The sequence below is a fragment of the Gorillibacterium massiliense genome (genome assembly GCF_000455485.1).
GTDB lineage: Bacteria > Bacillota > Bacilli > Paenibacillales > NBRC-103111 > Gorillibacterium > Gorillibacterium massiliense.
Genome location: NZ_CBQR020000174.1, coordinates 1 through 12325, shown reverse-complemented (window position 1 = coordinate 12325; position 12325 = coordinate 1). Strand labels below are relative to the sequence as shown.

At 52.2% G+C, this 12325-nt stretch carries 15 protein-coding genes and 1 rRNA gene; 3 read left to right on the top strand and 13 right to left on the bottom strand.

Features of this window, described 5'->3' with window-relative positions; genetic code table 11:
* A partial coding sequence (locus tag TJ79_RS24740) for an ABC transporter permease (RefSeq protein ID WP_040953021.1) occupies positions 1-671 on the top strand: 671 nt, incomplete at its 5' end.
* A gap of 92 nt (positions 672-763) precedes the next feature.
* Here TJ79_RS24740 and TJ79_RS24735 read toward each other — a convergent pair.
* Positions 764-1531, bottom strand: coding sequence for a TatD family hydrolase (locus TJ79_RS24735; RefSeq protein WP_040953020.1), 768 nt, complete (start codon positions 1529-1531; stop codon positions 764-766).
* 71 nt (positions 1532-1602) lie between these two features.
* Complete coding sequence (locus tag TJ79_RS27450; RefSeq protein WP_040953019.1) at positions 1603-3066, bottom strand: HD domain-containing protein; 1464 nt, start codon at positions 3064-3066, stop codon at positions 1603-1605.
* A 274-nt stretch (positions 3067-3340) separates the two neighbouring features.
* Between TJ79_RS27450 and TJ79_RS24725 the strand changes: the two genes are divergently transcribed.
* A complete protein-coding gene (locus TJ79_RS24725) occupies positions 3341-3595 on the top strand; it encodes an AbrB/MazE/SpoVT family DNA-binding domain-containing protein (protein WP_040953018.1) in 255 nt (84 codons plus the stop codon).
* Between the two features lie 216 nt (positions 3596-3811).
* On the opposite strand, the gene rsmI is transcribed toward TJ79_RS24725, so the two are convergent.
* The 9 genes from rsmI to TJ79_RS24680 form a co-directional block, all read right to left on the bottom strand.
* On the bottom strand, positions 3812-4873 hold the full coding sequence (gene rsmI / locus TJ79_RS24720) for a 16S rRNA (cytidine(1402)-2'-O)-methyltransferase (protein ID WP_040953017.1): 1062 nt from the start codon (positions 4871-4873) through the stop codon (positions 3812-3814).
* Positions 4870-5625 carry a tRNA1(Val) (adenine(37)-N6)-methyltransferase gene (locus TJ79_RS24715; protein ID WP_040953024.1) on the bottom strand — a complete coding sequence of 252 codons (756 nt, stop codon included), beginning with the start codon at positions 5623-5625 and terminating at the stop codon, positions 4870-4872. The genes rsmI and TJ79_RS24715 overlap by 4 nt, the downstream gene beginning before the upstream one ends.
* 83 nt (positions 5626-5708) lie before the next feature.
* Positions 5709-6041, bottom strand: coding sequence for a DNA replication initiation control protein YabA (yabA, locus tag TJ79_RS24710; RefSeq protein ID WP_040953016.1), 333 nt, complete (start codon positions 6039-6041; stop codon positions 5709-5711).
* 52 nt (positions 6042-6093) lie between these two features.
* Positions 6094-6903 (bottom strand): PSP1 domain-containing protein, encoded by an 810-nt coding sequence (locus TJ79_RS24705; protein ID WP_040953015.1) that lies wholly within the window; start codon positions 6901-6903, stop codon positions 6094-6096.
* Between the two features lie 3 nt (positions 6904-6906).
* Positions 6907-7884 (bottom strand): DNA polymerase III subunit delta', encoded by a 978-nt coding sequence (gene holB, locus TJ79_RS24700; RefSeq protein ID WP_040953014.1) that lies wholly within the window; start codon positions 7882-7884, stop codon positions 6907-6909.
* Between the two features lie 183 nt (positions 7885-8067).
* Positions 8068-8514, bottom strand: coding sequence for a YaaR family protein (locus TJ79_RS24695; protein WP_040953013.1), 447 nt, complete (start codon positions 8512-8514; stop codon positions 8068-8070).
* Positions 8515-8516: 2 nt separating this feature from the next.
* Positions 8517-8846: a cyclic-di-AMP receptor gene (locus TJ79_RS24690; protein ID WP_040953012.1), complete on the bottom strand. Its 330-nt coding sequence runs from the start codon at positions 8844-8846 to the stop codon at positions 8517-8519.
* Positions 8847-8872: 26 nt separating this feature from the next.
* Positions 8873-10348 carry an aminotransferase class I/II-fold pyridoxal phosphate-dependent enzyme gene (locus TJ79_RS24685; protein ID WP_040953023.1) on the bottom strand — a complete coding sequence of 492 codons (1476 nt, stop codon included), beginning with the start codon at positions 10346-10348 and terminating at the stop codon, positions 8873-8875.
* Between the two features lie 136 nt (positions 10349-10484).
* Positions 10485-10667, bottom strand: a complete 183-nt coding sequence (locus TJ79_RS24680; RefSeq protein ID WP_040953011.1) for a sigma factor G inhibitor Gin — start codon at positions 10665-10667, stop codon at positions 10485-10487.
* A gap of 238 nt (positions 10668-10905) precedes the next feature.
* Between TJ79_RS24680 and TJ79_RS24675 the strand changes: the two genes are divergently transcribed.
* The gene (locus TJ79_RS24675) at positions 10906-11433 is read left to right on the top strand and encodes a hypothetical protein (RefSeq protein WP_040953010.1); all 528 of its coding nucleotides are present in this window, start codon (positions 10906-10908) and stop codon (positions 11431-11433) included.
* Between the two features lie 15 nt (positions 11434-11448).
* Here the strand turns inward: TJ79_RS24675 and TJ79_RS28345 are convergent, their stop codons facing one another.
* Entirely contained in the window at positions 11449-11856 is a 408-nt protein-coding gene (locus tag TJ79_RS28345) for a hypothetical protein (protein WP_238323140.1), read from the bottom strand.
* A gap of 218 nt (positions 11857-12074) precedes the next feature.
* Positions 12075-12191: ribosomal RNA gene (rrf, locus tag TJ79_RS24665) — 5S ribosomal RNA — on the bottom strand.
* Positions 12192-12325: the final 134 nt, after the last annotated feature.

The following is a 12325-nucleotide window of genomic DNA, read 5'->3' as shown; positions in this document are numbered from 1 at the left end:
GGCGCTCCTCGCCGCTGGCGCGGCTGGCGGGCGCGGCGCTCATCCTCGCGGCGGTGCTAGCCGGCGCCGCGCTGTTCACCGCCGCGCCGAAGGCGACGGTGCCGTGGGAGCGGCTCATCGCCGCCGAGAAACGGCAGGCCGCCCGCATGTTCCGCTTTTTCAGCGGCTTTGCCTATGTCCCGCAGCTGTCGGGACAAATCCGCGGAAAAAGCGTCCTGGCGAAGGCTACCAGCTTCTATCCCTTTACGCAGAAGTCGGTTTTCCTGTACCTGTACACAAAAACCTTTCTGCGCAGGGACCCTTCCGGCGCCATTCTGAGATTGACGGTGATTGCCGCCGTTCTAATCCTGCTGTTCCCGCATTTGTACGTACGGCTCATTGTAGCCAGCCTAGCTCTACTGCTTTCCGGCTTACAGTTGACCACCCTAGGGCAGTATCATCGGTACAGCTTTTGGCTGCACCTCTATCCGGTCCCTCGAAAGGGAGAAGGTACCGCGATCGCCAAGTTGATGTCCGTCACCTTCTGTGTTCAGTCGTTGATCCTTGCAGTCATTTTGTTGGCAACGGGCAGCGGGGTAGCCGCCTCTCTTGCATTCTGGGCCGCCGGCACGCTGTTCGGCCTCCTGTTCGGATGGTCCCGGGGCCGCAAAGTCAATCAGGCTGCCTCCTGACGACTTGGAACGGAAGGTCGACACGACGAGCCGAATCCACAAAACAAAGCACCTTACCGGAATCGCCATTCTGGTAAGGTGCTTCTTTTTGGTTACGTTAACTTCAGCAGCTTGACCGCATTCTCCGTCGTGATGGCGGCCAACTCCTCGAAGGAGATACCCTTCAGTTCGGCAGCGGCTTCCGCCACCAGCCGCACATAGGACGACTCATTACGTTTGCCGCGATGGGGATGCGGAGTCAGGTACGGACTGTCCGTTTCCACCAGTAGCCGGTCCAGGGGCACTTTTTGCAGCACCTCTTTGGGCTGTTTCGCATTTTTGAAGGTAACCGGCCCACCAAAGGAAATGTGGAAATTCATGTCCATGCACAGCTTAGCCGTTTCCCAGCTCCCGGAGAAACAATGCATGATCCCTCCGACCTCAGCGGCCTTCTCTTCCTTCAACACCTTCAAAATATCCTCATGGGCATCCCGGTTATGGATAATAATCGGTTTACCGATGCGCCGAGCCAGCCGGATCTGTTCCCGAAACACTCGGTCCTGCACATCTTTAGGAGACGTATCCCAGTAATAGTCGAGCCCGATCTCGCCGATGGCCACAACCTTCTCATGACGGCATAGCTCCTCGATCCATCCCAAATCCTCCGGGAGCATGTCCACCGCATCCTGAGGATGCCAGCCCACCGCCGCCCAAATAAAATCATAGGCCTCCGCCAGCGCGAGAGAGGTTGGAATGGTCTCCCGATTGAACCCGATGTTGACGATTCTGGTAACACCGTTTTCCCTTGCCCGGGCAATGACCTCTTCCCGATCCTCGTTAAAAGCATCCGCATTCAAATGGGCATGGGTATCCGTAAGCATCTCGTTGTCCCCTCCTGGCTAAATCCTCGTTTTATCTCCAGCATTTTCGTTTCCCTATTCGCGTTTCTTCATTATTCTTTCCCTCTCGCCAGAAACCGGCGGATTTCCCTAGGCAGCGATGGGCTTTCCAAAATTTCACCGGGAAAATAAAGCTGGTGCTGCCCTGCGTGCACCCCACTGATAGAACGCACAATCTCCGATTTGCGCGAGATTTCGACAAGTCCGTTATCCCGGTCAAGGAGCAAGATCGGACGCTTATCTCCCCGCTGCCCCGGACGGTACACATCATACGGCAAATCCGATGGAAAATCCATTGCCAGATAATAATCCGGCTCCATACCGGCTTCCCGTAAACTTTCCCGGATCTGGTCAAAGGTTTCAAGACTTAGGTCTGAGGCAAATTCTCCTTCGAGTTTTCCTGCATTTTTCACCTTGTCACGGTCTTCCTCTTCAAAACGGTCCTCATCCTGATCATGATTCATATCATCGAAAGCTTCAAAGCCGTCCCCGGTATCCCGAGTAGGGCTAGACGTTTTCTGGGATGCGCCTCCATCCTCCGATTCTGCCGGCTCCGCAAGGGGAACGTAACGGAACAACTTGCGGTTAAGGAAACGCGAGCAAAGATCCGCCAAGATCCGATCCTCTTCCCGCATCCACTGCTGAAATGCCGCTTGCAGCAGCGCTTCATCCAACTCCAAATAGTCCGGTACATCCAGTTTGCCAGTCAACAGACGCCGCAAAGGCTCCACCATGAAGGAAAAAGGATAACCGTCTTCAAAGAGATCCTTCGCCCGCTGCAGCGTTTTCGACAACAAGATCTCCGCGCTGCGGGTCACCGGATGGAAATAGATTTGCCAATACATTTGATAACGGGACATCAAATAGTCTTCAACGGCGTGCATGCCGCTGTCTTTAACCGCGATGCCGCCCGGATACGGACGCAGCACCCGAAGAATACGGTCCAGATCGAAGGTACCGTAATTGACGCCGGTAAAATAGGCATCCCTCAGCAAATAATCCATACGGTCCGCATCCAATTGGCTGGAGATCAAACCCGTTACGACAGGATTCTCGTAGGTTTTGCAGATAACCCCGGCTATCTTTCGGGGGAGCTCCGGGTCCGCCGCTGTCAGAACACGATTGACCTCCGTATCCCCCAAAATGATCCGGCATGACCAATCCTCGTGGTGAACTCCGAAGGTTTGCTCGACAGAATGGGAGAATGGGCCATGGCCGATGTCATGCAAGAGTGCAGCGCAAAGGCATAGCAGCGTCTCTTCCGGGTTCCAAGCGGAGTACTGGCTGCGCTCGAATTGGGAGATGATCCGCCGGGTCACTTCGTATACTCCGAGGGAGTGGGAGAACCGGCTGTGCTCCGCCCCATGAAAAGTCAGATAGGAAGTTCCCAATTGGCGGATGCGCCGCAGCCTTTGAAATTCCCGGGTATTGATGAGATCCCAAATGGTGCGATCCTGAACGTAGATGTACTTGTGTACCGGATCCTTAAAAACCTTCTCCTCATTCAACCGATTCATCGGCGCCCCTCCTGTTCGTTATTCGAGATTATTTTTACTTTGTCGAAAGATGTCCTTTTTTCATTTCCAGAATATTCTGATCTCTGAAAGCCTGCTGAATTCGCCTTACTATGTACTTCTTCTATTATATAGAGAAATACCGTTCTTCCTATTACCAAAGGTCAATTTATATTTATATTAATTTTAGTTGACTATTATGGGAATGGTTGGTATTATATTTAAAAGATTCGTGTCGAAATATGACGATCAATCTTGCTGAGGAGTGTTTGTGATCATGATGAAGTCAACTGGTATCGTTAGAAAAGTAGATGAACTTGGACGGGTCGTAATCCCCATCGAATTGCGGCGCACACTGGGTATTGGCGAAAAAGACGCCCTGGAAATCTATGTCGACGGCGAGCGGATTATGCTGAAAAAATATGAGCCTGCTTGTATTTTCTGCGGCAATGCCGAAAATGTTTCCTATTTCAAAGGCAAGATCGTTTGCAACGCTTGCATGCAAGAAATGCCTGTTCCTGTTCTGAAGTAATTTTCAAAACAGAGAATTATGCTAGAAGATGATGTGCATCGGACGCGTGTTTTTTGCCAAAATCATCATAAGCCTTCCATGAAAAACATAGTCAAACCCGGAGATTTATAGTATACTATAAATAATTCCAAACGTTATTTATAACCTTTCTATATCTCCTTACATCCCCAAATCCGGCGGGTTTTCCGTCGGGAGTTGGGGATTTTTTTTGCCTTCTCACGGCTCCAGCAGCAGCCGGTAAATGTCCCGTTTGGAGACACCGCGATCGGCTGCCGCCTTCTTCATGGCGTCCTTTCGATCCAATCCGTCTGCCTCATACCGGCTCACATGATCTTTTACCGACAGGGGCTGCCACCAAAGAGCGGAGACGGCTCCAGCTGCAGACCAGGCACCGCCGGAAGCAAGAAGCGGGCCCGCATCCGTATTCAGCGCACCTGCCCGAGTATTGCATTCCGCATGTTCGCCATCTCCGCTCGCATCCCTTTCGGGGTCACTCATCGCCGCGTTTCCGCTAGCTACTCCAACTGGACGCTCACCTGCGGCAATTCCACTCCCCGCCTCCCCACGGTCTTGCGATCCCCAGCGGTCTACAACAATGACGTATTCGCCAAGAGGCGGATTCTCGGTGAGAAAGCGGGACAACTCGGACAACGTCCCTCGGGCCGCTTCCTCATGGCGCTTGGTGATCTCGCGGACGAGAGCCGCCTGCCTGTCCCCCCACGCTTCCTGCATCGCCGCCAGCGTCTTGACGACGCGGTGGGGCGATTCGTAAAACAGAAGCGTGGCCGGTGCCCCCGCTAAAGCCGCCAGCTCGGCCTGAAGCTTCCGCTTCTCCCGGGGAAGAAATCCGACGAAGAGGAAGCGGTCGGTAGCCAGGCCGGAGGTGATCAAGGCGGCTAAGGCGGCGTTGGCACCGGGAACCGGCACGACGGGAATCCCTTCCGCGATGGCTAACCGTACCAAGTCGTAGCCCGGATCGGAGATGGCCGGCATGCCGGCGTCGGAAACAAGGGCGACGCTTTGTCCTTCGGCCATCAGCCGCACCAGCTCAGGGCCGCTGGCTGCCTTGTTGTGCTCGTGATAACTGACCAGTCGCCCGCTAATCTCGTAATGGGACAAGAGTTTCCGGGTTTGCCGCGTATCCTCCGCGGCGATGAGGTCCGCTTCCTTCAGCACCCGCACAGCCCGAAAGGTCATATCTTCCAAATTGCCGATTGGCGTTCCAACCAGATAAAGGGTCCCCCGTTGCGATTCGGCAAAGCTTTTCTGAATGTTCATTGGGTGTCCCCCTCCTTTAACGGCTCATAATAAACGGCCATCAACTCGTCGCAATAGTCCGTTTCATTTTTGTAGACGATCAGCGGCGGCAGCAGCCTTAAATCGGGCTTGCCGTTCTTCGCTGCTTCCACCAGCACCATGTTGGCTTCTTCCGAGAGCCGGGGATGGACCAGCCGTACCCGCTTCGGCTCCAAACTGTACTCTCGCATCAGCCCCATGATATCAGCCAGCCGCGACGGCCGGTGTACCATGGCCACCTTTCCGCCAAACTTTGTGAGCCGGCTGCAGGCGGCGATGACATCCTCCAGGGTGGCGTAGATCTCATGACGAGCAGCCGCAAAATGGGGGTTCCCGTTCTGTTCCCCTGCAGTCACCGGCATATACGGCGGATTGACGGTCACCAGATCGAAAGCGCCATGTCCAAAATGCAGATGCGCTTCCTTTAAATCCATGTTCATCATCGTAAGTCGCTCTTCCAGAGCGTTCATCCGTACGCTGCGCACCGCCATGTCCCACAACCGCTCCTGAATCTCCACGCCCCAAATCGGCGCTTTCGTTCGGGCGGAGAGCAGTAGGGGAACCACACCGTTTCCTGTGCAAAGATCCAACACCCTGCCTTTTGCCGGAACCGAACAAAAGTGAGCAAGCAACACCGCGTCCATGGAAAAACTGAATACCTCGTCGCTTTGAATGATTTTCAAATTGTTTCGGAGCAAATCATCCGCCCGTTCCCCAGGCAGCAGCCCCTTCATCAGGTTGTCGTCCACTAGGCTCTCCCTATTCCAGAAAGGTTAAAAACCGTGAGAAAAAATCCCCACGGTCGTCTATTCCTACCTTATTTATTCAAAAACGATAAGCAAAACAGGCAATCGCCTTCGGTGCGCAAATGTCCGTAATAGACGTTGCAAATATGAAATCCTTCATTATATAAACGGGCGAGATTATCATGCCCCTCGCCAACGGTGCTCTCCCGCGGTTCGGGCTCTTTCTCCGGCGCCGGTCCATTTTGCTGAAGCAAACCCCTGAGCTGGCGATTCTCCATTTCAAGTCGGTTATTTTCCTCCAGAAGAAGAACGATTTTCTTCTTTAGAACTCCAATGTCTGCGTATGTCAGCCCCATCTTGTCTTCGATTTCTTCCATATGCTGGAAAATTTCTTTCGAATCCACGGCTTCACCTCAACCTCACTCGGCCCATATCATGTCGTTTGCGCTGTCGGCTTTATGCCTGTTGTTCCTCCGCTACATCGTCCGCCGAAAGCTCCATTATTTTCTTCTGTTCAAACAGCTGCACCTTCACCATGCGCTCCGCTGCATTGATGGCCACGACTTTACCGTTGCCTAAGGAGGTCACGACAATGCGGCCGATCCGAGGAAGCTCCGATTTAACGCTTTCGTAATTATCGTGCTCATATTTGACGCAGCACATCAGCCTGCCGCACAGGCCAGATATTTTCGTCGGATTAAGCGAGAGGTTCTGATCCTTAGCCATTTTGATGGAAACCGGCTCAAAATCCCCCAGAAACGTGGAGCAGCAAAGCACGCGCCCGCAAGGACCGATGCCCCCGAGAAGCTTGGCTTCGTCACGCACCCCAATCTGGCGCAGCTCGATCCGTGTACGGAAGATGCCCGCCAAATCCTTGACCAGCTCGCGAAAATCGACGCGGCCGTCCGCCGTGAAGTAGAAGATGATTTTGTTGCGATCGAAGGTATACTCCACATCGATCAGTTTCATCTTCAGGTTGTGTTCTTTGATTTTCTCCAAGCAAATATGAAAAGCTTCGCTGGCCGCCTTGCGGTTGCCTTCTACAAGCACGCCATCATTCCCGTCAGCGATGCGAATAACCTTCTTGAGCGGAAGCACAACATCCTCTTCCGGAACATCGCGCCTACCGATCACCACTTTGCCGTATTCCAGGCCGCGGGCGGTGTCGACAATCACGCTTTGTTCTTTTTCCACGGGAAGCTCATGCGGGTCGAAATAAAATATCTTACCGGCCTTTTTAAACCGGACTCCTACAACAGAGTACAACGTTCAGCCCCCCTGTATACCAAAAATCAGATTTTCCAAAGACAGCTGGGGATTGGCGTTAAACCTTATCCGTTTTTGAACCTCCATCACCTGCTCCATTCCAGCAACCCAAAAGCCCGGTTCTTTCGTCAGAGCGGTTTTGGACATCCAATCCAACTGATCAATATATACCACGTCGTCATTGCGACCGAATTGAATCTGCACCATATCCTTGAACCATAAAATCCATAAATCCAAAACCGTGCCCAGATGCTCCGCCAGAGTTCCCTTCAACAGCTTCTGCTGGGCGGTTATCGCGGCGACCGTTTTCCGGGATAAGGATTCTCTTGCCAATTGTAACATCACGCTTCGCGCTTCCGCAAACCATTCCGCTTGCGAAAGTTCCCGGGCCGCTGCGATTCCGGCAACCAAATGAACGGCAGGGAGAGCTAAAGGAGCCGGGATTCCTTCCTGCAGCAGCGTGTCCGCCATTGTTTTCGGAGGAGCTGGAACAAAGGAAATCCATTGCGCCCTGGAACGGATCGTCGGTAGTAACGCTTGTCCGTTTTCCGTCAGCAGAACGGCCATGATATCCGAACCCGGCTCTTCGAGAAACTTCAACAGACTGTTTGCCGCCTGAACCGTCATCTTTTCCGCTTCGTCGATGATGTAAATCTTTTTTTGCGAGGCAGAGGCTCTGTAGCTGAGATCTTTTTGCAGCTCGCGGACCTGTTCGATTTTTACCGAAGCTCCATCCGGTTCAATCCAGCGTACGTCGGGATGATTGCCGTGGGCAACCCTGCGGCACTCGACGCATTCGCCGCAAGCGTCATCCGTCCGTTCCTGGCAGTAGATCGCCTGCACCAGGGTCATGGCCGTCTGTTTCCGTCCAGAGCCTTTCGGTCCGCTAAAAATATAGGCATGAGAAAGCGTTTTGCTCCTCAGATGATTTTGCAAAATTCGTTTCGCCAAATGCTGTCCCGATATATCTTGAAAAGGCATAGATTCCTCCCGAAACAGGTCCGTTCAGGAAGCGCTCGCCACCTGTTTCATCCTTGCAACAATCGACATGGATGCATGTTTCCTATTATAGCATGTCTATATTATGTTTACTTGCCAAACAACCTTTTTCCAGTAAATTAGGCAATCTCAAGGATTGTGCCAATCTTATAAAGACTTATATAGTTAAAAAAATGCATTGATCAGCATGCCTTTGATCTCGCCGATGTTATGCAGAATATCGATACGGCCCTGCTCCGTCTCCAGCAGTTCGTCCGCCATCGCGGTCAACGTTTCGTCGATTTGCTCAAGCAGCTTATAACGCTTGGAGCGGCCGCGGCGGTCCCATCCCCGGGTTTCCCGAATCGAGATTCCCTTGCGCGCCGTTTCCTCAAGAAACCGGCGAATCAGCAGCTTATACTGGCGCAGTTCCCGAATCGTCATGGATCTAGCCAAGCGGTCTGCCTGAAGCTGGATCTGCTCCATCATCCGGCCCAGTTCCTCCTGAGAGCCTTGGACATTCCGTTCATTCATCATCTCGCCAAACGCTTTCTGTTGCACCTGCTGCCCTGCTCCGACCTCGGGTATCGGGACACTTTTACCTGTTGGACGCCATCCGGGATAGATTTTCATGATTAAAAGTGCTCGAACTGCTCAACGGGAAGCACGAACACCGTTGCGCCGCCAACTTGAACTTCGACCGGGAACGGAATATAGGATTCCGTGGTGCCTCCCATCGGAGAAACCGGCGTCACCAGTTGATCCCGCACTTTGCAGTTGCTACGAATCACATTCAGCACCTCGGGTACCCGATCTTCCTCAATGCCGATCAAAAAGGTGGTGTTCCCCGCCTTCAAAAAGCCTCCCGTACTGGCCAATTTGGTTGAACGGAAACCCGCTTGAATGAGAGCGTTAGAGAGACGGTTGCTGTCCTTATCCTGGACTACCGCAATAACCATTTTCATATGAAAACCTCCTTATTGTAATAGACTCATGAAACCGTTACACGTACGTTTTGCAGCCGTGAATCAGCCGCCCCTTGAAAACGGGCACCTGCTCGTGACAGCGTTGATAGATAAGCGACGGCATCCCTGGAGATTTGTTCTCCTGCATAAACAACGGGTATACCAGGTGGATAAGGGATAATCGTCTCAGCCGCTGTTTTTCCCTCGGCATCCTCAAGCGGTATAGATTGACAACCCACATCTAACGATGCGGCATATGCAAAAGCAGGAAGAGAAACCGGAGGGGAAACAGCATCAAAACGGAGAATACTCGATATATTCGGTGAAAACCCGTCGTTTTCCTGCTTAAATCTTGGCAATTCCGCTTCTATTTGCTTTAACGACGCAATCAGCCGTTCCGTTGCTGTTTCCGTCGTCGCTATGCTGAAATGCAGCAGGGCATACGATGGGTCTGCCATTTCCACCATACAGCCGTAAGACTCCAGCAGTTCCTGAAGCTGATAACCTGTCACTTTGCCGGATGCTTCGGATATGGAGATTTTGAAAGGATCCAGATAGTCGAATGCCGATCCTTGGCTGTGGCTAAGCACACGAAAACCTGCCATCTGTGCAACTGCTGCACGAAAACGATTGACTTGATCGAGGCCCTTTTCCAGAAAAGCCTGTCCTTCCTGATGCATTTGCAAACGGGCCAAGTCGAGAGAGGCCATGATGGGATATGAGGGACTTGAGCTCTGGATAGCGCTCAGACAACGGCGGACCGCCGACCGGTTCAAATAGGGTCCTTGCATATGAAGCATGGCTCCCATTGTCATGGCTGTAAGCATTTTGTGGGTCGATTGGACAACGCCATCCGCACCGCTGGAAAGCGCCGACGGCGGCAGATTGGGGTGGAAACCCAAATGCGCCCCATGGGCTTCATCAACCAGCAATGGCTTCCCATATTGATGCACGAGGTCAGCGTAGGGGCTCAGATCGTCAGCCATTCCGTAATAATTCGGATTGGTCAGCATGACGGCTTTTGCCCCAGGATACCGTTCAAGGGCGGAGCGGACATCCTCCAATCGGACACCTGCGGCCAAACCCGCTTCGTCATCCCACTCCGGCGAAAGGAATACCGCTTTCGCGCCGGCAAGCGCGATCGCATTCAGAATCGATTTATGCGAGTTGCGCTGAACGATAAGAATATCGTCTCTGCCGCATGTAGCGAGAATCAGTGCCATGTTTCCGGATGTACTGCCGCCTACGAGAAACGAAGTCTCTTCTGCACCGAAGCAATCAGCCGCTAGCTCCTGAGCTTCCAGGATCACGGTTTCCGGATGATGGAGATCATCCAGCCCCGTGATTTCCGTAAGATCAATCGCCATAACCGCCTGCAAAAACGCCATACCCCTCGGATCAAGTCCAGCCCCTGACTTATGCCCCGGGACATGGAACCCGGCATGATCTTCCTGCACATGACGCACCAGTCTGTCATACAAGGGTGCTGTATGTCTATTCAAAAAACAGCAAACCTCCAATCGGGTAAAGCCGCGCCAAAAGATTTGAAAAAAGGAGAACAAGCCGCTGGCCTATTCTCCTCTTACTATAGCAAACAAATGAATGCGGTTGCTACCTTTTACCCCGCAATAATGGGGATTAAGCATTCTTTTTATACCAAATCTGCTTGAGCCGGGTTATGAAAAACGGATATTTCTCGTCGCAAACGTCCGTGCGAACCATCTCGGATTCACAGCGGTCGCATATGAATTCGGAAACAACTACTATGCCATCCCGGCCCGTTTCGCCGCAGATGATGCAGGTGTTTACTATATCTTCCATGCGCGGGCCCTCCCATCCGAACAGCTTGTTTTATGCCAGTATACCCTACTTCCAAACCTTTTAAACTATCCCCTACCGAAAGATACTATATAAATATGAAGAAAGGCGGATGCCGGTGTCTGTACGAAAAAATTTATTCTAGGCTTTCAAAGCGCGTCGATAATTCCGATAATAAGTAGAAGGATGAGAAGGACCGTTGTTAACATCATTAACCGTCATCGGATGGAGGGAGCACCACATGCCGGAACGTTCGATTTCCGAACAGTCGACAGTTTATCACTACACGCTTGTCCGCAAAATTAATGCTAGCCCTCTATCCAGTGCTGCCATGCTTTTCATCTTCGCCGGCTATCTGACTGCCGCATGGCTTCTATCCGGCGCAAAAGCTGGTATTGCAGTCGTCGCTGCGATTGTCGCGGTGCCGCTTGCCCATTTTCTTTTTACCCGGCTATACATCACCTATACCAAACAATTTCACTCTGCTCCGTGGAAAAGCCGCTATTCCCTGCCCTGGCCCGGCCATTTACCTGCAGGCACCGTCGGTCACAAAGCTTATCGTCTGTGGCTGCACCAACTATCGCTCATTTGCGCTGCTGTCATCGCACTGCTTTATCCATGGCTGCCAGCCCCGTGGTTCGCCGCGCTTCTGTTCATCCATCTATGGCTGATTTTGCCCCGTTATGCAGTGCTATGGTCTTTTCGCAAGCTGGGTTCCGGCGGACTTATCCGCTTTGGGGATCGGGATGTTTCGTTGTACCGACCTTGATGGGCATGTTACTGCTCAATTCTCGGTCGCGACGATCGGCTTTACCCATATCAGATATGAAAGTACTTTATCGGTAAAATCAATATCCGAATAAACCTCCCACTTCTTTCCCCATAATGTATTTGCTCTTACCAACTCAAATAATAAGGCATACGCCATTTTTTCATCGATTGTCCGATACCCGTCATAAAGATTGCCAATCTCGTTGTATGCTTCGCTGTACGCCCATTCATGTGCCTCGAATATGCTTTCGAACTTCATGCTCTCCGCATGCCACCGAATCGAGGGGTCTTTCCAAGCAGGCTCCTTCTTCTCGGTTGAATCGGTATAAATGACTTCCACATAAGGTACAGGCTCATGTTTCTTTTCATCTCCGTTGTTCTTCCCCATTACGATCACTCTCTTTGGCATATTTCTTTCCATTGTATACCACCATCGAGCATGAACGTTTTCTAAACAACAAAAAAACCCGCACGATATCGTGCGAGGTTCATTATGCTGGAAAGTGCTACTCTCACAGGACTTGGCTTCGCCTGGTCCAAGTACCATCAAGCCGATGGTACGCGCGGACGGGGTCCTTTCGAGTACGGGCGGCCAAACGCAACAAAAAACCCCGCACGTAATCGTGCGAGGTTCATTGTGCTTGGCAACGTCCTACTCTCCCAGGACCCTGCGGTCCAAGTACCATCGGCGCTGGAGGGCTTAACGGTCGTGTTCGGTATGGGAACGCGTGGTTCCCCTCCGCCATCATCACCAAACGCATTTCCCCAAAAAGTGAAGCTAAGCTTTGTAGCCTACTCCGACTACTTTTCGGGGACCCCCATTCGAGGGTCTCTCAGAGATGTTATTCCCTGAAAACCGGATGCGAAGCAATCGCGCTAGATCATCTGTT